This is a genomic window from Pseudoduganella violacea, from assembly GCF_014191875.1.
Taxonomy (GTDB): Bacteria; Pseudomonadota; Gammaproteobacteria; order Burkholderiales; family Burkholderiaceae_D; genus Rugamonas; species Rugamonas violacea_A.
The window spans coordinates 59,152-80,840 of sequence record NZ_JACHXD010000008.1; the positions used below are offsets into that span (position 1 = coordinate 59,152).

Genomic DNA, 21,689 nt, shown 5'->3' on the forward strand with positions numbered 1-21,689 from the left:
CGGACATGAAAAAAGCCGGGATAACCCGGCTTTTTTCTTGACGCCCTGGCGGGCTGGCGGCGCTGCTTAGCCCACGAACTTGCGGGCGTTGCGGAACATGCGCATCCATGGGGAATGCTCGCCCCAGCTGTCGGGATGCCAGGATTGCTGCACCGTGCGGAAGACGCGCTCGGCGTGCGGCATCATCACGGTGAAGCGGCCGTCGGCCGTGGTCACCGACGTCAGGCCTTGCGGCGAGCCGTTCGGATTGTACGGATAGGCTTCGGTCGCCGCGCCCTTGTTGTCGATGAAGCGCAGCGCGCCGATGGCCTCGCCGATATTGCCGGTCTGGCTGAAGTCCGCATAGCCTTCGCCGTGGGCGATGGCGATGGCGCTCTGGGTGCCGGCCATGCCCTGGAAGAAGATGGACGGCGAGTCCAGCACTTCGACCATCGAGAAGCGCGCCTCGAATTTCTCCGACTTGTTGGTGGTGAACTTCGGCCAGGCATGGGCGCCGGGGATGATGGACTTCAGATTGCTCATCATCTGGCAACCGTTGCAGACGCCGAGACCGAAGCTGTCGGGACGCTGGAAGAAACGCGCGAACTGCTCGGCCAGGGCCGGGTTGAACAGGATGGACTTGGCCCAGCCTTCGCCCGCACCGAGCACGTCGCCGTAGGAGAAGCCGCCGACGGCGATGATGCCCTGGAAGTCGTCCAGCTTGACGCGGTCGGCAATCAGGTCGCTCATGTGCACGTCCACCGCCGCGAAGCCTGCCTGGTGCATGACCCAGGCGGTTTCGATATGCGAGTTGACGCCCTGCTCGCGCAGGATGGCGACGCGCGGACGCACGCCGGTGGCGAGGAAGGGCGCGGCCACGTCTTCGTTCAGGTCGAACGTGATCTTCGGCGTGATGCCTGGATCGGTTTCGTCCAACAGGCGGTCGTATTCCTGGTCGGCGCAAGCCGGGTTCTCGCGCAGGCGCGAGATGCGCCAGCTGGTTTCGCTCCACAGGCGGTGCAGCGCGGCACGCGGCTGGCTGTAGATGATCTTGGCGTCGCGCGTGAATTCGATCACGCCACGTTCGTTCGGCTTGCCGATGATATGGCTGCAGGCGCCCAGGTTGAAGCTGCGCAGCACGTCCATCACTTGCGACTTCTCTTCGGCGCGCACCTGGATCACGGCGCCCAGCTCTTCGCTGAACAGCGCGCGCAAGGTCAGCTCGTTGCGGCGCTCGGCCACCTGGCCGGCCCAGTTCTTGGCGTCGCCCCAGTCGGCGGCGTGTTCGCCTTCCAGCGTCAGCATGTCCAGATTGATGGACAGGCCGGCACGGCCGGCGAAGGCCATTTCCGTCAGCGTGGCATACAGGCCGCCGTCCGAACGGTCGTGGTAGGCCAGCAGCTTGCCGTCCTTGTTCAGTTGCTGGATGGCGTGGAAGAATGCTTTCAGGTCTTCCGCGCTGTCCACGTCCGGCACGTCGTTGCCGAGCTGGCCGATAACCTGGGCCAGGGCCGATGCGCCCATGCGGTTCTTGCCGCGTCCCAGGTCGATCAGGATGATCGAGGTTTCGCCCAGGTCGGTGCGGATTTGCGGGGTCAGCGACTTGCGCACATCGTACACCGGCGAGAAGCCGGAGACGATCAGCGACACCGGCGACACCACGGCCTTGTCCTCGCCCTCATCCTTCCAGGTGGTGCGCATGGACAGCGAGTCCTTGCCGACCGGGATGCTGATGCCCAGGGCCGGGCACAGGTCCATGCCGACCGCTTTCACGGTGTCGAACAGGGCCGCGTCCTGGCCAGGCTGGCCGCAAGCGGCCATCCAGTTGGCGGACAGTTTGATGCAGGAGATGTCTTCAATCGGCGCGGCGGCCAGATTGGTAATTGTCTCGCCCACGGCCATGCGGCCGGAAGCCGGCGCGTCGATCACGGCCAGCGGCGTGCGTTCGCCCATGGCCATCGCCTCGCCCAGATAGCCTTCATAGCTCATGGCGGTGACGGCGCAATCGGCCACCGGCACCTGCCATGGGCCGACCATCTGGTCGCGCACCGACATGGCGCCCACGCTGCGGTCGCCGATGGTGATCAGGAAGGACTTGTCGCCCACGGTCGGCAACAGCAGCACGCGCTTGGCCGCTTCTTCCAGTTCCAGGCCGGTCAGGTCGATGGCCGGGAAGTCGTTCTTCACATGGTGCACATCGCGCTGCATCTTCGGCGGTTTGCCGAGCAGGACGTCCATCGGCATATCGACCGGGGAATTGCCCAGCTCATTGTCCACCAGCTTCAGCTGGCGCTCTTCGGTCGCCACGCCAACCACGGCAAACGGGCAGCGTTCGCGTTCGCACAGCGCCTGGAACTGCGGCAGGTCTTGCGGCGCGATCGCCAGCACATAGCGTTCCTGCGATTCGTTACTCCAGATTTCCTTCGGCGCCATGCCGCTTTCTTCCAGCGGCACTTTGCGCAGATCGAAGATCGCGCCACGCTTGGCGTCGTTGGTGATTTCCGGGAAGGCGTTGGACAAGCCGCCCGCACCCACGTCGTGGATCGAGATGATCGGATTGGCTTCAGCCATCTGCCAGCAGCCGTTGATCACTTCCTGGGCGCGGCGTTCCATTTCCGGATTGCCGCGCTGGACCGAGTCGAAATCCAGATCGGCGGTATTGGTGCCGGTCGCCATCGAGGAGGCAGCCGAGCCACCCATGCCGATGCGCATGCCGGGACCGCCCAGCTGCACCAGCAGGCTGCCGACCGGGATGTCGTTCTTGTGCGTGTGCTTGGCCGAGATATTGCCGATGCCGCCGGCGATCATGATCGGTTTGTGGTAGCCGAACACGGTGTCGTGCGCGCCGGCGAACTGCTTGCCGATATTCTGTTCGTAAGTACGGAAGTAACCGCCCAGCACCGGACGGCCGAACTCATTCGAGAACGCGGCGCCGCCTAGCGGGCCTTCGATCATGATCTGCAGTGGCGAGGCGATGCGGTCAGGCTTGCCGTAGACCGTGGATTCGTTGCGCTTGCCGACCGGCGCGGTGACGTTGGCCGCGTTCTCCCAGGCCTGCACCGCTTCCGGCAGCATCAGGTTGGACACGGTGAAACCGGTCAGGCCGGCTTTCGGCTTGGCGCCACGGCCGGTCGCGCCCTCGTCGCGGATCTCGCCGCCGGCGCCGGTGGAGGCGCCAGGGAATGGGGAAATCGCGGTCGGGTGGTTGTGGGTTTCCACCTTCATCAGCGTGTGGGTCAGCTCGGTGGAAGCGCCATATTCATGATCGGCGCCGCGCGGATAGAAGCGCGTCACTTCCGCGCCTTCCATGATGGAGGAGTTGTCCGAGTACGCCACCACGGTGCCTTTCGGCTGCAGCTGGTGGGTGTTCTTGATCATCTTGAACAGGGACAGATCCTGCGCCACGCCGTCGATGGTCCAGTCGGCGTTGAAGATCTTGTGGCGGCAATGTTCGCTATTCGCCTGGGCGAACATCATCAGTTCGACGTCGGTCGGATTGCGCTTGGCCGCGGTGAAGGCGTCCAGCAGATAATCGATTTCGTCTTCCGACATGGCCAGGCCCAGGTCCGTATTGGCCTTTTCCAGCGCCATGCGGCCCGCGCCCAGCACATCGATCGACTCCAGCGGCTTGGCTTCCAGACTGCGGAACAGATCGGCCGCCTGGTCGGGGTGGCGCAGCACCGATTCAGTCATGCGGTCATGCAGCAGGGCCGCCACGGCTTGCGCCTCTTCCGGCGTCAGCTTCTTGGCGGCGCCAATGCTGCTGCCCAGGATGCCGGCCTTCAGGTTCACGCGATAAGCCACGCCGCGCTCGACGCGGTGGATGTGGGCCATGCCGCAGTTGTGAACGATGTCGGTGGCCTTGGAAGCCCAGGGCGAGATGGTGCCGAAGCGGGGAATGACGAAGAACTCTTCGACGTGTCCTTCGGCATGTTCCGGCAAGGCCGGTTCGCCGTAGGTCAGCAGGCCGTTGAGGCGATTGGTATCGTCAGTGGTGAGCGGGTTCGCGGCATCCACAAAGTGGACATAGCGGGCCTGCACCGACGAAATCGCGGGCAATACTGCTTGGAGTTGGGTTAAAAGACGTTGGCTACGAAATGCGGACAGGGCGTTGGAGCCCGGCAGAATCAACATGGTTGGGAGATGGTTGATGCAGCTTGGCTGCGGATTAAAAGAAGAATTGGCACGAGATTGCTGGTCTTGCTAGATTTCCTTTTGCCGGCATTATACTCTTTTACCCCCCCTATTCCCAGCCCTGAGTCAGCTTGGTCCAACCCCAAAAGCTGGCGTCAAAGCAACATTTAGGGGCATAAATCCGGGCTTTGCGCCCGTTCCGGGGCAAAAACCGCTGGTTTTGTGACATGTATTACTCAAGCTTGGAGTATGCTCACTGCTATATAAGCGATCCGTGCGAACACAATGCCAGACTATAGCGACTTGTCGGTGCTGATCGTCGACCCCAATCCCGGGATGCGGGCCAATCTGCACAATATGCTGAGCCAATGCTCGATCACCCGCATCGAATATGCGGTCAGCGCCGGCACGGCCATCCGCCACCTGGGCGCGCGCAGCTTCGATGTCATCCTGTGCGAATACGATCTGGGCAGCGGCAGCGGCGACAGCGGCCAGGATGGCCAGCAGTTGCTGGAAGACCTGCGCCACCATAAGCTGATCAGCGACTGGACCATCTTCATCATCCTCACCTCCGAGGGCGTGTACAGTAAGGTGATGAGCGCGGCCGAGCTGACGCCCACCGACTACGTGCTGAAGCCCTTCACCACCGATGTGCTGATGCAGCGCATCGTCAAGGCTATCGAAAAACGCGCCATATTCGCCCCGATCCATCTGCTGATCGCCCAGGGCAAGCTGCGCGAAGCAATCGACACCTGCACCGAGCTGCAAGGCGCCAATCCGCGTCATGCGGGCGATTTCAACCGCCTGCGCGCCGAACTGCATCTGCGCCTGGGCGACTTGCGCGACGCCGAGCTGCTATACCAGGGCATCCTGATGACGCGGCCGGTGGGCTGGGCGCATCTGGGCCTGGCCCAGTGCCAATTCCAGCAGCAGCGCTATGAAGAGGCGCAGCAGACGCTGGACAATGTGATCGAGCACAATTCGCAGCTGATGGCGGCCTACGACCTGCTGGCGCGCGTGCACGAAGCCATGGGGCAGAAGGTGCAGGCCAAGAAAGTGCTGGAAGACGCCGTCGCCATTTCGCCGCATATGGTGCGGCGGCTGCGCCATCTGGGTGAAGTAGCTTATGACAGCGGCGATCTGGGCATGGCGGAAAAGGCCTTCAAACAGGTCGTCGCCAAGGCCAAGTATTCCGAGTTCCGCGATCCGGAAGACCATGTGAACCTGGTGCGCGCGCTAGTGCGCAAGGGCGACGCCAACCAGGCCAGTGGCGTGATCCGCGACCTGGAGCGATCGATGCGCGCCAGCGCCGGCACCGAAGTGTGCAAGGCATTCTCCTCGGCGCTGCTGATGGACCTGATGGGCGAGGAAAACGAAGCGGCGGCCCAGCTCAGCACCGCCGCGCGCGCCGTGAATATGGCGCGCGGCCTGTCCAACCAGCTCAAAATGGGGCTGGTGTACAGCTGCCTGCAGCACCAGCTCGACCAGGAAGCGTCCGGCGTCATGCTGAATATGATGCATGACAGCGAGAGCGGCGTGACCATGGAGCAGGCCGTCGGCGTCTTCGAAAAAGCCGGCCGCCACGACCTGGCCCGCAGCATGGGAGAGCGCATCAGCAGCGAAGTGCAGGATCTGGTCAGCGACGCCGCCGCCAAGAGCGCCCAGGGCGAGCACCGCGCCGCCATCACCACGCTCAACAGCGCGCTGCGGCGCACGCCCGGCAACGTGCCGGTGCTGGTCGCCACCATCCAGGCCATGTTGCAGCAGCTTGACGAGCGCGGCTGGGAAACCCCGCTCGGCGAACAAGCCGCCCACCTGCTCGAACGCGCGCGCCGCCTCGACCCGGCCCACCCCAGCCTCGAAATCCTCGCCGGCCAATACAACGCCACCCAGCGCAAATACGGCATCTCCACCACCGCTTAAACCGCAGCACTACAGCCCAGCCCGTGTCCGATTTGGGGTCAGACCCCAAATCGGACACGGGTTCAACCGTAACCGCCGCCGCCGGGGGTTTCGATGATGAACAGGTCGCCGGGCAGCATCTGGGTTTTGCCGATGTGGCCGAGTTCCTCGACGCGGCCGTCGGCGCGCTGGACAGTGTTGCGGCCAACCGCGCCGGCGCCGCCGCCAGCCATGCCGAAGGGGGCGTAGCGGCGGTTGTTAGATAGGATGGCGGCGGTCATCTCTTCCAGGAAGCGAATCTTGCGGATGCCGCCATTGCCGCCCCGCCAGCGTCCCTTGCCGCCGGAGCCGGGACGGATGGCATAGCTCTCGACCCGCACGGGATAGCGGAATTCGAGGATTTCCGGGTCGGTCAGCCGCGAATTGGTCATATTCGTTTGCACCACGTCGGTGCCGTCAAAGCCTTTGCCCGCGCCGGAACCACCGCTGATGGTTTCGTAATACTGGTAGCGCGCATTACCGAAGGTGAAGTTGTTCATCGTGCCCTGGGACGCGCCCATCACGCCCAGCGCACCGTATAAGGCGTTGGTGATGCAGGTCGACGTTTCCACATTGCCGGAAACGACCGAGGCGGGGTAATGGGGATTGAGCATCGAACCGGGCGGGATCAGCACCTGCAAGGGTTTCAGGCAGCCGGCGTTGAGCGGAATGTCGTCATCGACCAGGGTGCGGAAGACGTACAGCACGGCCGCCATGCACACGGCGGATGGCGCGTTGAAGTTATTCTCCTGCTGGTCCGAGGTGCCGCTGAAGTCGATGACGGCGCTGCGGTCCGCCTGGTCAACCCGGATGGCGACGGCGATGCGGGCGCCATTATCCAGCTCCACCGTGTAAGCGCCGTCACGCAGCGCGCTGATGACGCGGCGCACCGCTTCCTCCGCATTATCCTGCACATGGCCCATATAGGCGCGCACCACGTCCAGACCGAAGTGGGCCACCATGCGCCGCAGCTCGTCCACGCCTTTCTGGTTGGCGGCGACCTGCGCGCGCAGGTCGGCCATATTCTGATCGGGATTGCGGGCCGGGTACGGCCCGCCAGCCAGCAAAGCGCGTGCCTCGGCGTCGCGCAGCCGGCCGCCATCCACCAGCTTGAAGTTATCGAACAGGACGCCCTCTTCCTCGATATGGCGCGAATCGGGCGGCATCGATCCCGGCGTGGTGCCGCCGATGTCGGCATGGTGGCCGCGCGAGCCCACATAGAACAGGATGCCCTGCCCCGCCTCATCAAAGACCGGCGAGATCACGGTGACGTCGGGCAGGTGGGTGCCGCCGTTGTATGGGTCGTTGAGCATGTACACATCGCCCGGCCGCATGCCGCCCGCATTCTTCCGCATCACAGCCTTGATGCTTTCGCCCATCGAGCCCAGATGCACCGGCATATGTGGCGCATTGGCGATCAGATTGCCCTGCTCATCAAAGATGGCGCAGCTGAAGTCCAGGCGCTCCTTGATATTCACCGAGTAGGCGGTGTTTTGCAGGCGCAGGCCCATTTGCTCGGCGATGGACATGAAGAGATTATTGAAAATCTCCAGCATCACCGGATCGGCCGTGGTGCCGATGGCGCGCCGTTCGGGCAGCGCTTCGACACGCTTCAGCAGCAAATGGTTCTGCGATGTGACTTCGGCCTGCCAGCCCGGCTCCAGCACGGTCGTCGCATTCGCCTCGGCGATGATGGCGGGACCGGAAACGATATCGCCCACGCGCAGATCGTCGCGCCGGAACAGCGCCGTTTCGCGCCAGCGCCCACCGGCATGCATGGGAATCATGGCATGCGGCTGCAAAGGCGTCTGGCGCGGCGCGGCCGCTTGCTGCATTTCGGCGGGCGCATCGGATTTGCCGATTGCCTCCACCGACACCGCTTCGACCATCAGCCCCCGCCCAGGCATCAGGAAGGAGAAGCGCTGCTTGTAGGCCGACTCAAACTGCTCCTGCATGCGCTGTGGCGTATCGAATGCGACGATCAGCGCGGTATCCGTGCCTTCATAGCGCAAATGGATGCGGCGCGCCAGCGCGATATGCTCGTCCGCCACGCCTTGGCTGCGCAACGCCGCAACCGCATCTTTTTCCAGCGCTTGCAGCCGCTGAACGATGCCATCCAGCGCCGACGCTTCCAGCCGCGCCTCGACCGCCATTTCGCGCATCACGCTCTGGTCGGCCAGGCCCATGCCATACGCCGACAGCACGCCGGCCAAGGAATGGATGAAGACAGTCTTCATGCCCAGCGCATCGGCCACCAGGCAGGCATGCTGGCCGCCGGCGCCGCCGAAACTGGTCAGGGTGTACTCGGTGACGTCATGGCCGCGCTGCACGGAAATCTGCTTGATGGCGTTCGCCATATTGCCGACGGCGATCTCGATAAAGCCTTCGGCGATCTGCTCCGGCGTCGCGGCTGTGGTGCCGGCGGCCTCCTGCGCCATGGCGGCAAAGCGTTCGCGCACAATGTCAGCATCAAGCTCCTGCGCGCCGTCGGCGCCGAATAACTTGGGAAAATATGCCGGCTGCAGCTTGCCCAGCATGACATTGCAGTCGGTGACGGTCAGCGGCCCGCCGCGCCGGTAGCTGGCGGGGCCGGGATTGGCGCCCGCGCTATCGGGGCCGACGCGAAAGCGGCTGCCGTCGAAATGCAGGATGGAGCCGCCGCCCGCCGCCACGGTATGGATGCTCATCATCGGCGCGCGCATGCGCACACCGGCTACCTGCGTTTCGAACACGCGCTCAAACTCGCCGAAGAAATGCGAAACATCGGTCGATGTGCCGCCCATATCGAAACCGATGATGCGCTCAAAGCCTGCCGCGCGGCTGGCGCGCACCATGCCGACGATCCCGCCGGCCGGGCCGCTCAGGATGCTGTCCTTGCCCTGGAAGGCGCGCGCGTCAGTCAAGCCGCCGTTCGACTGCATGAATTGCAGGTTCACGCCCGGTAGCTCGCGCGCCACCTGATCGACGTAGCGCCGCAGGATCGGCGAGAGATAGGCGTCGACCACCGTGGTATCGCCGCGCGCCACCAGTTTCATCATAGGGCTGATCTGGTGCGAGACCGATATCTGCGTGAAGCCGATCGCGCGCGCGATGCGCGCAACCGCCTGCTCATGCGCGCCGTAACGGTAGCCGTGCATGAAGACGATGGCCAGCGCGCGCAGCCCGGCATCATAGGCCGCTTGCAAGCCGGCGCGCGCGCCCTCCTCATCCAGCGCCCGCACCACCTCCCCATGCGCGCCCATGCGCTCATCGATCTCGACCACATGGCGGTACAGCAGCTCGGGCAGCACGATATTACGATCGAACAGGCGCGGACGGTTTTGGTAAGCGATGCGCAGCGCGTCGCCGAAGCCGCGCGTGATCGCCAGCGCTGTCGGCTCGCCCTTGCGCTCCAGCAGCGCATTGGTCGCCACCGTCGTCCCCATCTTCACCGCGCCGATACGCTCGACGGGAATGGACTGTTGCGTCTCCACCGCCAGCAGATGGCGGATGCCCGCCAGCGCCGCGTCGGCATAGTGTTCCGGATCTTCGGACAGCAGCTTGTGCGTGCGCAGACTGCCATCGGGCAGGCGCGCCACGATGTCGGTGAAAGTGCCGCCGCGATCGATCCAGAATTGCCAGTCCATTGCCAGCCTCGCTCCGTTCAGTGAAGCGCCCATTGTAGATGCGGGTACCAAGGCGCGGCGCAGGCCAGGCAAAATTATTTCGATGATAAAATTGAGCGAATCCCAATTGCACGGCTCCGGGCCGTCACCTCAGGCATGAATCCCCTCTACTCCGTCGCTGAAATCCGCCAGATCGAAGCGGCAGGCGCCGCCCGTCTTCCCGCCGGAGCACTGATGCAACGCGCCGGCCAAGCCGCGGCCAACGCCGCGCTGGACCTGCTGCCCTTTTCCACCAGCCGCGCCAGGGTGCTGGTGCTGGCCGGTCCCGGCAACAACGGCGGCGACGCGCTGGAAGCGGCCGCCCACCTGTCCCACGCCGGCGCGCAAGTGGCGATCCGTTACTTCGACAGCCCACGTCCACCCTCGCCCGAGCGCGCGCATGCGCTGGAGCGGGCGCGCAACAGCCCGGCGCGGTTTGTCGAACTGCAGCCGGAGGATATCGCCGCCGCGGAATGGAATCTGGTGGTCGACGGTCTGTTCGGCATCGGCCTGCAACGCGCCCTGGAGGGCGCCGCGCGCGAACTGGTCCTGGCCGTGAATGCGCTGGGCTGCCCGGTGCTCGCGCTCGACGTTCCCAGCGGCCTCGATGCCGACAGCGGCTGCATCGTCGGCGATGCCGACGGCGTCGCCATCCGCGCTAGCCACACCGTCACCTTCCTCGGCGACAAAGCAGGCTTGCACACGTGCGCGGGGCGCGATTACGCGGGCCTGGTCAGCGTCAACCGGCTGGAAGTGGACGATGCCGCCTTTCCACCGGCCAGCATGCATCTGAACGACGTCGCCTTCTTCGGCCGTAACACGCGAGCGCGCAACCACAACTCGCACAAAGGCAGCTTTGGCAATGTCGCCGTGATCGGCGGCGCGCGCGGCATGGGCGGCGCGCCCGTGCTGGCGGGCCGCGCCGCATTGATGAGTGGCGCGGGGCGCGTCTATCTCGGCTTCGCCGCCGACGCCCCGGCCTATGACAGTGCCCACCCGGAACTCATGTGCCGCAACGCCGCCGACATCGGCTTCGACGATGCCGTACTGGTGGTCGGGCCCGGTCTCGGCACCGCGCCCGCCGCGCGCACCCTGCTGCTGCGCGCCATCGACAGCACGCAAACCCTGCTGCTTGACGCCGACGCCCTCAACCTGCTGGCCGCCTCGCCCGAGCTCAAGGAACAATTAGCGCACCGCACCGCGCCCATCATACTCACCCCGCACCCGCTGGAAGCAGCCCGCCTGCTCGGCATCAGTGTCGCCGAGGTCCAGCGCGACCGCATCGGCAACGCGCGCGCCCTGGCTGCGCAGCTGCAAGCCTATATCGTATTAAAAGGTTCCGGCAGCGTAATCGCCGCGCCGGATGGACGCATCGTCATCAACACCACAGGCAATCCCGCCCTCGCCACCGCCGGCACCGGCGACGTCCTGGCCGGCCTATGCGGCAGCCTGCTGGCCCAAGGCTGGCCGGCGTGGGAAGCCACCCTCGCTGCCGTCTGGCTGCACGGCATGGCCGCCGACGTCCTGGTCGCCGACGGCTGCGGCCCGATCGGCCTCACCGCCAGCGAGCTGCTGCCCGCCATCCGCGTCGCCCACAACCGCATGGCCCACCACCACGGCCGCTAAACCAAGGGTCAAACGAGGCGGCCGGCGGCGATGGTGATGGTGCGCTTGCAGCGGGCGGCGATGGAGGAATCATGCGTGACCAGCACCAGGGTCGAGCCGTGCTCGCGATTGAGTTCGAACATGAGCTGGATGACGGCTTCGCCCGTGGCGGCGTCGAGGCTGCCGGTCGGTTCGTCGGCCAGCAGCAGCGGCGGCTGGCTGACGAAGGCGCGCGCCAGCGCCACGCGTTGCTGCTCGCCGCCGGACAGGTATTTGGGATAGTGCTTCAGGCGCGAGGACAGGCCGACCCGCCCCAACATCTCTTCGGCGCGGCGTTTGGCATTGCTCTCGCCGGACAGCTCCAGCGGCAGCATCACGTTTTCCACCGCCGTCAGATGCGGCAGCAGCTGGAAGGATTGGAAAACGAAACCCAGTTTTGCCTTGCGCAGCGCGGCGCGGCCATCCTCATCGAGCGCGAAGATATCGCTGCCGTCCAGCAGCACCTTGCCTTCGCTGGGCGTATCCAGGCCGGCCAGAAGCCCGAGCAGGGTCGATTTGCCGGAACCCGAGGCGCCGACGATGGCGAGCGTTTCCGCCTTTTGCACGGTAAAATCCACGCTATGCAGGATGGTCAGCTCGCCGCTGGCGTCGGCCACCCGCTTGCATAGGCCGGAAACGGCGATGGCCGCCGTCGCGGCACGCACTTCGGCGGCCGGGATGGCCGGCGAATCTGGAATAAAACTGCTGGACGCTATTGGGAATTCAGGCATGATCCTGTTTGAAAAGTTACGTCGTTGTCTGCTGCTGTCGCTGGCCTCCCTGCTGCTGGGCGGCGCGGCGCACGCCTATTCTGCACCAAAAACGGTTCTAGTGCTCGGTGATAGTCTCTCGGCCGAATACGGCCTGGCGCGCGGCACGGGCTGGGTGGCGCTGCTGGAACAGCGTCTCAAGTCGCAGAAGCTGGAAGCGACCCTGGTCAACGCCAGCGTCAGCGGCGAGACTACCAGCGGCGGACGCACGCGCCTCCCGGCCCTGCTCAAAAAGCACAAGCCCGACGTGGTGGTGATCGAACTGGGCGCCAATGACGGCCTGCGCGGCCTGCCGGTGGCGGCGGCCGAGGCCAATCTGCGCGCCATGGTGGGTGACGCGCGCCAAGCCGGCGCCAAGGTGCTCATCGTCGGCAACCGCGTGCCGCCCAATTACGGCCGCGATTACGCCGAAAAATTCTTCGCCATGTTCGGCGCCATCAGCAAGGACACCAAGTCCGGTCTGGCGCCCTTCATGCTCGATGGCGTGGCCGACAAGATCGAGCTGTTCCAGCCCGACCGCCTGCATCCGCTGGCCAGCGCCCACCCCATCATCCTCGGCAATATCTGGCCGCACCTGCTGCCTATTTTAAGGACCAAATGAAGTATCCCGAGCTCCTGAGTTTCGAAGACATCCTGCCGCGCCTGGGCGAGTTCGACACCATCATCGACGCGCGCAGTCCCGCCGAATACGCGCAGGACCATCTGCCGGACGCCATCAATTGCCCGGTGCTGGACGACGCCCAGCGCATCCGCATCGGCACCATGTACAAGCAGATCGGCGCCTTCGAAGCCAAGAAGCTGGGCGCCGCGCTGGTGGCCAAGAATATCGCCCACCATCTGGAGACGCTGTGGCTGGACAAGCCGCGCGAATGGCGGCCGCTGATTTACTGCTGGCGCGGCGGCAACCGCAGCGGCTCCATGGCCCACATCCTGGCCAAGATAGGCTGGCCGGTGGCGCAACTGGATGGCGGCTACAAAGCCTTCCGTGCCCACGTCAACAGCGCGCTGGAACAGGCGCCGGCGCTGGACTTCCGCGTCGTCTGCGGCCCCACTGGCAGCGGCAAGACCCGCCTGCTCGATACCCTGGAATCGGTCGGCGCCCAGGTGCTCGACCTGGAACAGCTGGCCGCGCACCGCGGCTCGGTGCTGGGCAAGCTGCCCTGCCAGCCGCAGCCCACGCAGAAAGCCTTTGAAACCGGCATCTGGGACCGCCTGCGCCGCTTTGATCCCGCGCGTCCCGTCTTCGTCGAATCCGAAAGCAAAAAGGTGGGCGACCTGCGCGTCCCCGGCCCGCTGATGGAGAAGATGCGCGCCTCGCCCTGCGTCGCCATCCAGCTGCCGCGCCCTGAACGCGTACGCCTGCTGATCGAAGACTACCAACACTTCGCCTGCAACGCGCCGGCCCTGAACCAGCAGCTCGAATATCTGGTCGGCCTGCACGGCAAGGAAAAGATCGCACGCTGGCAGGACATGGCCAGCGCCGGCGACATCACCCCGCTGGTCGAAGAGCTGCTGGCCGAGCACTACGACCCAGCCTACCAGCGCTCCATCCAACGCAACTTCAGCGCCTACGCCCAGGCCCAGGTACTGCACCTGGACGGTATCACCCCCGCCCACTTTCTCCTCGCCGCCCGCCAGCTGCACAGCAGCTGATCCCGTCGCCGTTTGCGCAAAATCAAAGAATGTCCAACCCTGGTGTCAGGCACCACGGTCGGACATTTCTTGATCTTTCTCAAAGAATGTCCTGCTCTGGTGCCTGACACCAGGGTGGGACATTCCTTGCGCTAAATCAAACAATAAAAAAGCCGCCCGAGGGCGGCTTTTCGTCGAGCGGAGACCCCTTATTTGGCGGTCTCGGACTTGGCGGCGCTGCTGGTGTGCAGCACTTTGGTCTTGGCTTTGCGCTTCAGCGCTTCGATGAAGTCGAACATTTCTTGCTGCGATTGGGCTTGGCTGATGCGCTCGGCTTCCATCTTGCGGCGGGCGTCGTCTTGCTGGGTCGGCTGCTGCACTTTGTTGATGCGGTAGACGCCGTAGCCTTGGCCTGGCACTTCCACGCCGACATACGCTGGGAGCTTGCTGGTATCGGCTTTCATCAGGGCAGCGGCGGCTTGCGGCGGTACGCTGTCGGCCTTGGCGCGCGAGATCAGACGGGCTTCGCTGAAGCCGGCGACGTCGTTCGATTTCTTGACGGCGGCCAGTTTCTCTTCACCGGCTTTGCGCGCCAGCTTGGCGGCTTCTTCGATGGTCACGCGCTGACGGATCTGGGCGTCGACTTCGGCCAGCGGACGTTTGCTCGCAGGCTTGTGTTCGACGATGCGGCCGGCGATCAGGGTGCTTGGCGCCACTTCCACCGCCTCCGTATTGCGCTTGTTCTTCAGGGCTTCGTCGTTGAACAGGGCTTTCAGGAATTTGGCGTTGTTGAACGGCGCGGTGCCCAGCATCGGCGATGGCTCGCGCGACAGGTGCTCGGCTGTCTCGATCTTCAGGCCCAGCTTGTCGGCCACCGGTTTCAGGCTGTCCGCCTGCTCGTACACGGTGTTGGTGAAGGTTTCAGCCATCTCGGAATACTGCTTGGCGGCTTTCTGCTTCTTCACTTCGGCCACGACTTCGGCTTTGGCTTCGTCCAGCGGCTTGACGCTGGCTGGCTTGAGCTGGGTCACGGTCAGCACGTGGAAGCCGAACTCGGATTCGACCACATTGCTGATCTCACCTTGCTTGAGCTGGAAGATGGCGTCTTCCACCGGCTTCACCAGCGAGCCTTTTTCGATCACGTTCAGGTCGCCGCCCACTTCGGCCGATACCGGGTCTTCCGATTTGGCCTTGGCGATCTTGGCGAAGTCGCCCGGATTCTTGCGCACGTCGGCCAGGATGGCTTCAGCCTTGGCCTTGGCGGCGCTCTTCTCGGCCGCGCTGGCGCCCTGCTTCAGCGCTACCAGGATATGGCTGGCGCGGCGGGTTTCCGGCGTGGTGAAGCGCTTTTCGTTCTGCTTGTAGAAGTTGGCGACTTCTTCGTCGGTGGCGGTCACGGAGGCGGCCACCGTGGCGGCGTTGAAGACCACGTATTCGATCTTGGCCTGCTCCGGCACTTCGAAGAACTTGCTGTTCTTGTCGTAGAAGGCTTTCACCATCTCGTCGCTCACTTTGACTTGCGACAGATACTGGGCGGCAGGCAGCACCAGTTCCTGCACCTCGCGCTCCTGGGCGCTGAAGTCGGACAGCAGCTTGGACACGGTGCGCGGCGCGAAGCCGGTCGCTTCAACCGATTCGGCCAGCTGGCCCATGGCCATACGGCGGCGCTGGTCGGCTTCATAGCCCTGCTCCGACAGGCCTTGCGCCGTCAGCAGCTTGCGATAGCGGTCGTAGTCAAACTTGCCGTCGTCGCCGGTCAGGCCGGGCGTTTCGAGAATGGTTTTCTGCAGCGTGGCGTCGGACACGCTCAGGTGGGCGCGCTTGACCTCGGCGGAGATGGCGCGTTCAGCGATCAGGTTTTCGAGCACATTGTTCTTGAACTCGGGCGTGTCGAACAGCTTCTGGTCGAACTGCGGGCCCATACGCTGGCGGAAGTTCTCCAGCTGGTTGCGCTGGGCAGCATCCCATTCCTGTTGGGTCAGAGCCTGACCATCGACCTTGGCCACGGTGTTGGCGTCGTCACCGAAACTCTGATAACCGCTGATGCCGACGAGGGCGAAGGACGGGATAATCAGGATCGCCAGTAAAATCTGCATCAAGCGTTGATGCGTGCGAATAAATTCAAACATTGCTCAGCCAATTCAGTTGAGGGATCACTACAAAAAAAAGGCGAACCCACGTTCGCCCCTCTGCTGCTCACGCGATTTTACAGCGCGCTCCCCTCTATAGCAAGACAGCTTTTTGAATTATCGGCAATATTGCGTCAACCACGAAACAGGCGGCGCGGAAAAAGAAAAACCCCGCAGCTCTTGCAAGCTGCGGGGTATCTTGTTCTGGCGGAGCGGACGGGGCTCGAACCCGCGACCCCCGGCGTGACAGGCCGGTATTCTAACCAACTGAACTACCGCTCCAGTTAGACGTTTTTGCTGTGTGTATTTGCTGGCGGAGCGGACGGGGCTCGAACCCGCGACCCCCGGCGTGACAGGCCGGTATTCTAACCAACTGAACTACCGCTCCTGCAAACACAACACGGTACTGCTTGATTTAACTGGTGGGCGCTGAGAGGCTCGAACTCCCGACCTAATCCTTGTAAGGGATCCGCTCTACCAACTGAGCTAAGCGCCCGGTTAAACCGGCCGGTGAGTCGTCAACTCACCGAAGGCCATTATTGTACAGCGTCTTTCAAAGCTTTACCAGCTTTAAATTTAGGAACTTTTGCTGCTTCAATTTTGATCTCTTCTTTGGTGCGCGGATTGCGGCCGGTACGGGCGGCGCGCTCGCTCACCGAGAAGGTGCCAAAGCCGACCAGGGTGACGCTGTCGTTCTTGGCCAGAGTAGTAGTAACACCATCGATCACCGCGTCCAGCGCGCGAGCAGCTGCCGCTTTCGAGATGTCAGCGGAAGTAGCGATATGGTCGATCAATTCAGTCTTGTTCACAAGCATCCCCGTCACAAAGGTTTATATCATTTTATACCGTTTTCATGCTTCTATATAAGGCATTTCAACGGGTAGAGAAAAATCTCAGGCCGTATTAAACAAGCCACACTAACAGTATGTCAAGGGATTTCCCCTAGAAAAACAGGGGCAAAACGCAAAACAGGCGCCGCATGGGCGCCTGTTTTGTGTACTGCGAGCCAAGAGGTATTAGTGTTTCACTACTTCGCTCTGGCCATCGGGCTTCGCGGCCGCTGCAGCCACCGCTTCCACGGCGGCCACTTCGGTGATCGGCTCGGGCTGACGCTCAAGCGCCACTTCCAGTACCTTGTCGATCCAGCGCACCGGCACGATTTCCAGCTTGTTCTTCACATTGTCCGGAATCTCGGCCAGGTCCTTGACGTTCTGCTCCGGGATCATCACGGTCTTGATGCCGCCGCGATGCGCCGCCAGCAGCTTCTCTTTCAGACCGCCGATCGGCAGCACTTCGCCGCGCAGCGTGATCTCGCCCGTCATCGCCACGTCGGCGCGCACAGGAATGCCCGTGAACACGGACACCATGGCGGTCGTCATCGCGATGCCGGCCGAAGGACCGTCTTTCGGCGTCGCGCCTTCCGGCACGTGGATGTGGATGTCGTTCTTCTCGAACACCTCGGCCTTGATGCCCAGGCGCGCGGCGCGGCTGCGCACCACGGTGCGCGCGGCTTCGATCGATTCCTTCATCACATCGCCCAGCGTGCCGGTGCGGATCACGCCGCCCTTGCCCGGAATGGCCACCGATTCGATGGTCAGCAGATCGCCGCCCACCTCGGTCCAGGCCAGACCCACCACCTGGCCGACCTGGTTTTCCTTCTCGGCCACGCCGAAGTCGTAGCGGCGCACGCCCAGGAATTTATCCAGGTTTTTCGGCGTGACGGCGACCTTCTTCTCGGTCTTTTTCAGCAGCAGCAGCTTGACCACCTTGCGGCAGATTTTCGACACTTCGCGTTCCAGCGAACGCACGCCGGCCTCGCGGGTGTAGTAGCGGATGATGTCGCGCAGGGCCGCTTCGCTGACGCTGATCTCGCCTTCCTTCAGACCATTGTTTTTGATCTGTTTCGGCAGCAGGTAGCGCTGGGCGATATTGGTCTTCTCGTCTTCCGTGTAGCCCGACAGGCGGATCACTTCCATCCGGTCCAGCAGCGCCGGCGGGATGTTGTAGGAATTCGAGGTCGCCACGAACATCACGTCCGACAGATCGAAGTCGACTTCGATGTAGTGGTCGGAGAAGGTGTGGTTCTGTTCAGGGTCCAGCACCTCCAGCAGGGCCGAGGAAGGATCGCCGCGGAAGTCCGCGCCCATCTTGTCGATCTCGTCGAGCAGGAAGAGCGGATTGCGCACGCCGACTTTCGACAGCGACTGCAGCACCTTGCCCGGCATGGAGCCGATATAGGTGCGGCGGTGGCCGCGGATCTCGGCTTCGTCGCGCACGCCGCCGAGCGCCATGCGCACGAACTTGCGGTTGGTGGCGCGGGCGATCGACTGGCCGAGCGAGGTCTTACCCACGCCAGGGGGACCGACGAAGCACAGGATCGGCGCTTTCAGCTTGTCCACGCGCTGCTGCACCGCGAGGTATTCCAAAATGCGTTCCTTGACCTTCTCCAGGCCATAGTGATCGCCTTCCAGCACTTTCTCGGCGTTCGCCAGGTCGTTGTTGACCTTGGATTTTTTCTTCCACGGCAGGCTGACCAGGGTGTCGATATAGTTGCGCACCACGGTCGCCTCGGCCGACATCGGCGACATCAGCTTGAGTTTTTTGAGTTCGGCGTTGGCCTTGTCCAGCGCCTCTTTCGGCATCTTGGCCGATGCGACTTTCTTTTCCAGCTCGTCGAGGTCCGCGCCCTCTTCGCCTTCGCCCAGCTCTTTCTGGATCGCTTTCACCTGTTCGTTCAGGTAGTACTCGCGCTGCGATTTCTCCATCTGGCGCTTGACGCGGCCACGGATGCGCTTCTCGACCTGCAGGATGTCCAGCTCGCCTTCCAGCTGACCGAGCAGATGCTCCAGGCGCTTGGCGACGTTGAAGATTTCCAGGATGACCTGCTTCTGCTCCAGCTTGAGCGGCAGGTGCGCGGCCACGGTGTCGGCCAGGCGGCCGGCGTCGTCGATGCCGGACAAGGAGGCCAGGATTTCCGGTGGAATCTTCTTGTTCAGTTTTACGTACTGGTCGAACTGCTGCACGATGGCGCGGCGCATGGCCTCGATTTCCGAATCGTCGCCGATTTCGGATTCCAGCGGCGTCAGATCGGCCACGAAATGGGATGGGGTGTCGCTGATGCGGCGGATGCGGGCGCGCTGGGCGCCTTCGACCAGCACCTTCACGGTGCCGTCCGGCAGCTTCAGCATCTGCAGGATGTTGGCGACGCAACCGATTTCATAAATATCGGTGGCGGAAGGCTCGTCCTTGGCGGCGGCTTTCTGCGCGGCAAGCATGATGCTCTTGCCTTGTTCCATAGCCGCTTCCAGCGCCTTGATCGATTTTGGGCGCCCGACGAACAGCGGTATCACCATATGCGGGAAAACTACGACATCCCGTAAAGGCAACAACGGCAGCTGAGTTTGCTCAGTGAGTTTGGAAGTTGTCATGGCGTACCTTATGTAAAAGCATGTTTATGATGTAGGCACTCGCAGCCGAATCACAAGTCCTGCGGCCAAAATAATTCCTGAGAATATCTTGCGTTGCCTGGAATATAGGCCGCTCTGCTCTAAAAATATGCAGGTTACAATAAGAAAAGCCACCGCGCGACTGGCGCCGCTGGTGGCTTTCCGAATGAAGCCCGATGCTTTTATTGAGATCGATTGTACCGCCTTGCCCTATGGATGCAAATGCCTTTTTCTCCGGGTGTGCAAGGCTGCTCAAGCTTTAATCAATTCTCGCCAGAAGCTTTCGGAGTTTCCTGATAAATCAGCAAAGGTTTCGCGCCGGAGGTGATGGTATTTTCATCGATCACCACTTTGCTGACATTTTGCTGGTTTGGCAGCTCATACATAATGTCGAGCAGCGCGTGTTCCAGGATCGAGCGCAGGCCGCGCGCGCCGGTTTTGCGCGCCAGCGCTTTCTTGGCGATGGCGTGCAGCGCGGCGGGACGGATCTCCAGTTCCGAGCCTTCCATTTCGAGCAGCTTGGAATACTGTTTGACCAGGGCGTTCTTCGGCTCCACCAGAATCTGGATCAGCGCTTCCTCGGTCAGCTCGTTGAGCGTGGCGACCACCGGCAGACGGCCCACCAGCTCCGGAATCAGGCCGAACTTGATCAAGTCTTCCGGTTCCGCGTCGAGCAGGATTTCACTGTTGGCGCGCTGCTCCTGGCTCTTCACCGTGGCCGAGAAGCCGATGCCGCTCTTCTCCGAACGGTTGGAGATGATCTTGGCCAGGCCGTCGAACGCGCCGCCGCAGATGAACATGATGTTGGTGGTGTCGATCTGCACGAAATCCTGGTTCGGATGCTTGCGGCCGCCCTGTGGCGGCACCGACGCCATGGTGCCTTCGATCAGTTTCAGCAGGGCTTGCTGCACGCCCTCGCCCGACACGTCGCGCGTGATGGACGGGTTGTCCGACTTGCGCGAAATCTTGTCGATCTCGTCAATATAGACGATGCCGCGCTGGGCTTTCTCGACGTCGTAGTTGCAGCTTTGCAGCAGCTTCTGAATGATGTTTTCCACGTCCTCGCCCACATAGCCGGCTTCGGTCAGCGTGGTGGCGTCGGCGATCACGAAAGGCACATTGAGCATGCGGGCCAGGGTCTGGGCCAGCAGGGTCTTGCCGGAGCCGGTCGGGCCCACCAGCAGGATATTGCTCTTGGCCAGCTCGACGTCATCCTTCTTGCCCAGGTGCTTGAGGCGCTTGTAGTGGTTGTACACGGCCACCGACAGGATGCGCTTGGCCGTCAGCTGGCCGATCACATATTGGTCGAGCAGTTCGCTGATTTCCTGCGGCGTCGGCAAGTCCGACTTGGCGCCCGTGACAGATTCGATACTGGACGTCTCGTCGCGGATGATGTCATTGCACAGGTCAATGCATTCGTCGCAGATGAAGACGGAGGGTCCGGCGATGAGCTTTTTCACTTCGTGCTGACTCTTGCCGCAGAACGAGCAGTACAGAAGTTTTTCGCCGCTGGAGGATTTTTTGTCTGACATGGGACTTTTCTTTAGTTGCAAGATTGGGTGCTGCAGGTTCAATGTGTATAGGGAAAGAAGTCCTGCACACAACCACCATGCTACCCGAAATAAATGCAAAACGCCCGAACGTTGTAGCGTCCGGGCGTTTTTTTAGCAATTCCGCTTGGGACGCATCAAGTACGGCTGGTCAACACTTTGTCGATCAGACCATATTCCGCGGCCTCGTCGGCGGACAGGAAGCGGTCGCGATCCGTGTCCTTGGCGATTTGCTCGACCGTCTGGCCGGTGCGCTCCGCCAGAATCGAATTCAGGCGGTGGCGCAAGTAAAGGATCTCTTTGGCCTGGATCTCGATGTCCGAGGCCTGGCCCTGCGAACCACCGGAAGGCTGGTGGATCATGATGCGCGAGTTCGGCAGCGAGAAGCGCTTGCCCTTGGCGCCGGCGGCCAGCAGGAAGGCGCCCATCGAGGCGGCCATGCCGGTGCACAGCGTCGACACGTCAGGCTTGATGAACTGCATCGTGTCGAAGATGGCCAGACCGGCCGATACCGAGCCGCCTGGGGAGTTAATGTAGAGCGAGATATCCTTGTCCGGATTTTCGCTTTCCAGGAAGAGCAGCTGCGCCACGATCAGATTGGCCATCTGGTCGTTGACCGGGCCCACCATGAAGATCACGCGCTCTTTCAGCAAACGCGAGTAGATGTCGTAGGAGCGCTCGCCGCGGCCGCTCTGTTCGATCACCATCGGCACCAGGCCGAGCATTTCAGTATCGAGTGCTGGATTACGGTTCATTCCAGTCCTTCCTTTTACTTGAGTGAAGCAGCGCCGGTTGCCCGGCGCTGGTTAAACGCAAGACC

At 62.9% G+C, this 21,689-nt stretch carries 12 protein-coding genes and 3 tRNA genes; 4 read left to right on the forward strand and 11 right to left on the reverse strand.

Annotated elements, in window-relative coordinates:
* Window positions 1–66: 66 nt before the first annotated feature.
* Window positions 67–4,113: a phosphoribosylformylglycinamidine synthase gene (purL, locus tag FHS03_RS15070; RefSeq protein WP_183441780.1), complete on the reverse strand. Its 4,047-nt coding sequence runs from the start codon at window positions 4,111–4,113 to the stop codon at window positions 67–69.
* A gap of 285 nt (window positions 4,114–4,398) precedes the next feature.
* Between purL and FHS03_RS15075 the strand changes: the two genes are divergently transcribed.
* Window positions 4,399–6,036, forward strand: a complete 1,638-nt coding sequence (locus FHS03_RS15075) for a response regulator (protein WP_183441781.1) — start codon at window positions 4,399–4,401, stop codon at window positions 6,034–6,036.
* Window positions 6,037–6,098: 62 nt separating this feature from the next.
* Here the strand turns inward: FHS03_RS15075 and FHS03_RS15080 are convergent, their stop codons facing one another.
* The gene (locus tag FHS03_RS15080; protein ID WP_183441782.1) at window positions 6,099–9,680 is read right to left on the reverse strand and encodes a hydantoinase B/oxoprolinase family protein; all 3,582 of its coding nucleotides are present in this window, start codon (window positions 9,678–9,680) and stop codon (window positions 6,099–6,101) included.
* A 135-nt stretch (window positions 9,681–9,815) separates the two neighbouring features.
* Here FHS03_RS15080 and FHS03_RS15085 point away from each other — a divergent pair, with 135 nt between their 5' ends.
* Window positions 9,816–11,324 carry an NAD(P)H-hydrate dehydratase gene (locus FHS03_RS15085; RefSeq protein WP_183441783.1) on the forward strand — a complete coding sequence of 503 codons (1,509 nt, stop codon included), beginning with the start codon at window positions 9,816–9,818 and terminating at the stop codon, window positions 11,322–11,324.
* A gap of 8 nt (window positions 11,325–11,332) precedes the next feature.
* Here the strand turns inward: FHS03_RS15085 and FHS03_RS15090 are convergent, their stop codons facing one another.
* Window positions 11,333–12,073 (reverse strand): ABC transporter ATP-binding protein, encoded by a 741-nt coding sequence (locus FHS03_RS15090; protein ID WP_183441784.1) that lies wholly within the window; start codon window positions 12,071–12,073, stop codon window positions 11,333–11,335.
* Between FHS03_RS15090 and FHS03_RS15095 the strand changes: the two genes are divergently transcribed.
* On the forward strand, window positions 12,072–12,713 hold the full coding sequence (locus FHS03_RS15095; RefSeq protein WP_229426233.1) for an arylesterase: 642 nt from the start codon (window positions 12,072–12,074) through the stop codon (window positions 12,711–12,713). The two genes, FHS03_RS15090 and FHS03_RS15095, sit on opposite strands and share 2 nt — an antisense overlap.
* Window positions 12,710–13,765, forward strand: coding sequence for a tRNA 2-selenouridine(34) synthase MnmH (gene mnmH, locus FHS03_RS15100; RefSeq protein ID WP_183441786.1), 1,056 nt, complete (start codon window positions 12,710–12,712; stop codon window positions 13,763–13,765). The genes FHS03_RS15095 and mnmH overlap by 4 nt, the downstream gene beginning before the upstream one ends.
* Window positions 13,766–13,953: 188 nt before the next feature.
* On the opposite strand, the gene FHS03_RS15105 is transcribed toward mnmH, so the two are convergent.
* The 8 genes from FHS03_RS15105 to clpP all read right to left on the reverse strand — a co-directional run bounded on the left by FHS03_RS15105 (window position 13,954) and on the right by clpP (window position 21,624).
* Window positions 13,954–15,840 carry a SurA N-terminal domain-containing protein gene (locus FHS03_RS15105; protein ID WP_229426234.1) on the reverse strand — a complete coding sequence of 629 codons (1,887 nt, stop codon included), beginning with the start codon at window positions 15,838–15,840 and terminating at the stop codon, window positions 13,954–13,956.
* A gap of 238 nt (window positions 15,841–16,078) precedes the next feature.
* A tRNA-Asp gene (locus FHS03_RS15110) sits at window positions 16,079–16,155 on the reverse strand.
* Window positions 16,156–16,184: 29 nt separating this feature from the next.
* A tRNA-Asp gene (locus FHS03_RS15115) sits at window positions 16,185–16,261 on the reverse strand.
* 32 nt (window positions 16,262–16,293) lie between these two features.
* Window positions 16,294–16,369 (reverse strand) — tRNA-Val (locus FHS03_RS15120).
* 40 nt (window positions 16,370–16,409) lie between these two features.
* Window positions 16,410–16,682 (reverse strand): non-specific DNA-binding protein Hbs, encoded by a 273-nt coding sequence (gene hbs / locus FHS03_RS15125; RefSeq protein ID WP_050412381.1) that lies wholly within the window; start codon window positions 16,680–16,682, stop codon window positions 16,410–16,412.
* Window positions 16,683–16,889: 207 nt separating this feature from the next.
* The gene (gene lon / locus FHS03_RS15130; RefSeq protein WP_176349460.1) at window positions 16,890–19,301 is read right to left on the reverse strand and encodes an endopeptidase La; all 2,412 of its coding nucleotides are present in this window, start codon (window positions 19,299–19,301) and stop codon (window positions 16,890–16,892) included.
* A gap of 281 nt (window positions 19,302–19,582) precedes the next feature.
* Window positions 19,583–20,851: an ATP-dependent Clp protease ATP-binding subunit ClpX gene (gene clpX / locus FHS03_RS15135; protein ID WP_050407902.1), complete on the reverse strand. Its 1,269-nt coding sequence runs from the start codon at window positions 20,849–20,851 to the stop codon at window positions 19,583–19,585.
* Between the two features lie 155 nt (window positions 20,852–21,006).
* Window positions 21,007–21,624: an ATP-dependent Clp endopeptidase proteolytic subunit ClpP gene (gene clpP / locus FHS03_RS15140; RefSeq protein WP_050407903.1), complete on the reverse strand. Its 618-nt coding sequence runs from the start codon at window positions 21,622–21,624 to the stop codon at window positions 21,007–21,009.
* Window positions 21,625–21,689 lie beyond the last annotated feature (65 nt).

What these genes read in the sequence shown, in the direction of transcription:
- purL (WP_183441780.1), bottom strand. Translation starts at nt 4,113, where the DNA reads ATGTTGATTCTGCCGGGCTCCAACGCCCTGTCCGCATTTCGTAGCCAA.
- FHS03_RS15075 (WP_183441781.1), top strand. Translation starts at nt 4,399, where the DNA reads ATGCCAGACTATAGCGACTTGTCGGTGCTGATCGTCGACCCCAATCCC.
- FHS03_RS15080 (WP_183441782.1), bottom strand. Translation starts at nt 9,680, where the DNA reads ATGGACTGGCAATTCTGGATCGATCGCGGCGGCACTTTCACCGACATC.
- FHS03_RS15085 (WP_183441783.1), top strand. Translation starts at nt 9,816, where the DNA reads ATGAATCCCCTCTACTCCGTCGCTGAAATCCGCCAGATCGAAGCGGCA.
- FHS03_RS15095 (WP_229426233.1), top strand. Translation starts at nt 12,072, where the DNA reads ATGATCCTGTTTGAAAAGTTACGTCGTTGTCTGCTGCTGTCGCTGGCC.
- FHS03_RS15090 (WP_183441784.1), bottom strand. Translation starts at nt 12,073, where the DNA reads ATGCCTGAATTCCCAATAGCGTCCAGCAGTTTTATTCCAGATTCGCCG.
- mnmH (WP_183441786.1), top strand. Translation starts at nt 12,710, where the DNA reads ATGAAGTATCCCGAGCTCCTGAGTTTCGAAGACATCCTGCCGCGCCTG.
- FHS03_RS15105 (WP_229426234.1), bottom strand. Translation starts at nt 15,840, where the DNA reads ATGCAGATTTTACTGGCGATCCTGATTATCCCGTCCTTCGCCCTCGTC.
- lon (WP_176349460.1), bottom strand. Translation starts at nt 19,301, where the DNA reads ATGACAACTTCCAAACTCACTGAGCAAACTCAGCTGCCGTTGTTGCCT.
- clpX (WP_050407902.1), bottom strand. Translation starts at nt 20,851, where the DNA reads ATGTCAGACAAAAAATCCTCCAGCGGCGAAAAACTTCTGTACTGCTCG.
- clpP (WP_050407903.1), bottom strand. Translation starts at nt 21,624, where the DNA reads ATGAACCGTAATCCAGCACTCGATACTGAAATGCTCGGCCTGGTGCCG.